The organism is Frankia sp. CoWAU3, from assembly GCF_977971855.1.
Window position 1 is genome coordinate 1 of the sequence record NZ_CDWWXB010000256.1, and the last position, 3548, is coordinate 3548.

At 66.2% G+C, this 3548-nt stretch carries 2 protein-coding genes; both read right to left on the reverse strand.

What is annotated here, in order from left to right:
• Positions 1-2793, reverse strand: a 2793-nt coding sequence (locus AC08ON_RS16650; protein WP_476617303.1) for a tetratricopeptide repeat protein, incomplete at its 3' end; no start/stop codon positions are given.
• 200 nt (positions 2794-2993) lie between these two features.
• A partial coding sequence (locus AC08ON_RS16655) for a CocE/NonD family hydrolase C-terminal non-catalytic domain-containing protein (protein WP_476617304.1) occupies positions 2994-3548 on the reverse strand: 555 nt, incomplete at its 5' end.

Consider the following 3548-nt stretch of genomic DNA (forward strand, 5'->3'; position numbering starts at 1 on the left):
GCAAGTACTCACCCAGCTACACACTCGCCGCTTGATCTCACCTGGGGAGAACTGCACCCGAAGGAATTCCACGATCTGATAGCGGGGCTGCATGCGGGCGTAGAGCAGACGGGGCGCGTGGGTCACGGTCCCGCGGATGGCGCGCAGCACGTCCCCTTCCGGCCAGATCATCAGGTCCATGATGTCGCTGCCCGGAATCGGGATACGAACAATCACGTCTCCGGCCGGCGTGTCCATCCGGATGTTGTGGTTGTAGAAACCCGACGAGGCATCGGGGCGCCCGACCGCCTGCCGGTACAGTTCGTCGGGCCGCCACGTGTGCCCGTTGAGCAGGTCGGCGACGAAGTCCTCGACGCGGGCGTCAAGATCGGTAAGCGTGCCGAACGGCTGGATTCCTGCCCGTGCCCGGCTCGCGGCGGCGGTCACCTGCCCGTCATCGATGCCGAGGATGGACAGTGCGTGCGCCGAGCAGAGGATGATTGTCGGGTAGACGTCGGCTGCTTCCAGCTCGCGGACGCTCCACTGGAGCGAGGAAACCGCTTCGTCGAGCTGACCCCGGCGGGCATGGACCAGGGCGCGGTAGAACTCGGCGCGGGCTCGACCGGAGCGATACCCGACTCCATCGAGGGCGGCGCACGCGGACCGTAGGGAGGTCTCGGCCTCGTCGAGCTGACCGCATCGGAGCTGCCCGATGGCGAGAGCGGTATACGCCTTTCCGAGCTCGTGATGGGCGCCGATCTCGCGTTGGATCTCGATCGCCTGGCCTGCCTCGACGATGGCCTCGGCAGGGTGGGTGTAGGCGAGGAGTTCGGCCCGGTTGGTCTGGATGTTGGCTAACCCGAGAACGCTATCGGCTGCGGTGTAGTGGGCTGCGGCCTCGTCGAGATAGCGGGCGGCGGCGTCGAACTCGAACGCGAACCGGTGGGCGAGGTGACGCATCCGGGCCACGGCTCCGTGAAACTCGGTGTCCTGCCCCGGAGCGGACGCACTCAGGTCGGTGGCGAGTGCTTCCGCGTCTCGGAACCGGCCCTGAGCCATGTGAAGGTCGGCGGCCCACAGGCCCGCGGTCAGCCGGGATGCCCCCGTGGCGCGGTCCCAGACCTGGGTGTAGGCGTCGAGCGCGGCCTGGGTCTCACCGGCGATGCGTCGACCATGTCCGGCGGCCACGGTGAGCCGCGCGCCGACCATTGTGTCGATGGACAGAGCGGTGACCGGTTCGGGAACCAGCGCCGTGACCGTGGCCGCGTCGCCGAGGCGAATCGCCGCCTCAGCCTGCAGGCACCGCAGCGCTTCGGGCAGGTTGTCGTGGTCGGGTTGGTCGTTGAGCCGGGCGCGCAGGTCCTCGGTGATGCCTTGGGCGGCGCTGTGTCCCCCACGGCGAACCGCGTGGTCGGCATAGCCGAGGATGCTGTCGCCGCTGATCTGCCGACCCCGCAGGGCGTGATACGCGGCCTCCCGCAGGGCGCGGGCGGCATGAGCGCCGCTGTCCCGGCCGGTCGCCTGGTCGGCCCGGTTCTCCCACAGTCCCTGTAGCAGGGCGTGGATGTCGGTGGTAGTGCCCGGAGAAAGCCGTTCCCGCAGGGCTGCGGCCATGAGCTGATGAAACCGCAGCGCGGTGTTCGCCGGGTAGACGAATGAATATGCGGTGAGGGATTCCCAGGCGATGCGATGTCCCGGGAGATGGAACGTGGCCGTCAGCATCCAAAAAATATCATAGTCGAAGATTCGCGCCGGGCTCAGGACCTCCAGTGATCGAATCTCTTCCGGGGCGACATGCTGAAGAAAGCGCGCCAAGATCTCCTGCTGGGACACGAGGGCACCGCTGACCCGCCCACCGGTCTGCAGGTGCGTGTCCACCGCCAGGTTCAGATAGAATGGGAGACCTGCGCTGGCGTCCGCAATTGTCTGGCGCTGGAACGGATCGGTGATCCCGCCGGTGTCGAGGAGTTCCAGCCGGGCTTCCATGGGCAGGCCGCCGATGTCGCATATCTCGATGAGGCCGTCCCAGTCGGGATCCGTCAGTTCCCACCGCAACGGTTCCCGGCTGGCGATGACCACCAGGCCGCGGTCGAGCTGTGCCACGAGATCACGTAGCCAGGCATCCGCGAGTTGCGCCCGTCCGGTGCGTACCGGGTTCGGCACCAGTGCCTCGTGGCTGTCAAGGATGATCACATACTGTCTGTCCTGGCTGGCAGCCCGAAGGTCTTCAGCGAACAGAAACGTGACGGCGTCGGCGAGCTCACTGTTCGGCAGGTCGTCGAGTGTCGCCAGGGTGGGATCGCGCCGCACCCGCAGGCGGCAGCGTACGTCGCAGCCGCCACGCTCCAACAGCTTGACAAGGCCGCGGGCCGTACCGAAAATCGGAATTCCGGTCATCGTGTCGGCGATATCCGCGAGAATGGAACTCTCGTCGACGAATGCCAGTTCCGAACGGTTCAACCGCAGATGTGGGTGTAGCCGCTGCCACAGCACTGCGTAGGCGATGTCGAAGCGATCGAAGTGGACCCCTTGCGACCCCAGTTCGTTGCGTAGCACCGCCAGCGCGTCTTCCTGCTGGCGCAACGAGTGCACCTGCAGATCGAGCGATGCCGTTCGATACCGGGTTGCCGCCCGGTCCTTCAACTCGCGCAGTAGTCGTGACTTACCTATACCGCCCACGCCGATGGCGTTGAAGACCCGTGGACCGTCACCTAGATGGGTCAGCTCTTCGGCGAAAGCCGCCAGCACCGGTTCGCGGTCCACGAAACGCCGCTGCAGTGCGGCGACCCGATGAAACCGTGGCGCAGGCGCCATGTAGACCTCCGACCATCACAGACCGCAATACCGTCGAGGACGATGCAATCATAGTCGAGCTTGACGACGCACGATGGACCAGCACATCGTGCTGCGGCGCGATCCGATCCTTCCGTCCCGCACCCGGGGGGCGAGCCCGGGTGCGGGACCGCGACCACGGTTCCGCACCCGGGTAGGCGTGCGCCGTGGGATCCGGTCGGCTAGTCGTTCTCGAGCGGAATCTCGTCGAGCGGGATGTTCAGGTAGGACGAGGAGCCGTCGGTGGACGAGATCTCGATTTTGCTGTTGGTGACGGTGGCGTCGCCGAAGAACCTGTCCTTGGTGTCCACGACCAGCTGTATCTGGTGGTCCGGCGTGATGCGGTAGTCGGCCGGCTGTAGGTGGATGTCGATTGTTTGCGTCTCTCCCTCGCGGTCGTTGAGTAGGGTGAAGGGCGCGCTGGTGATGATTTTTGCCTTACCGGTACCCGGGTCGACGTCGAACAGGTGCGCCACGAGCGTCGCGCTCTTCGCGGACGGGGTGACCGTGAGATGCGCCGAGACGGTTCCGGTGATCTGACTCGGTGCGGTGAGCGGTTCGCTCGACCACACCGCGGCGTCCTCGCGGGAGATCTCCGAGGTCTCGTACACGATCGGAGCCCCCAGTCTTTCGAGGACGCCGGTCTTTACCAGGGCCGGGGCTATCAGTGCTGGGGTGTCCGTGCCGTCCCGGAAGGTGTGGCTCCACCCGGAGTTGGGCTGAGGCGTCAGTGAGCC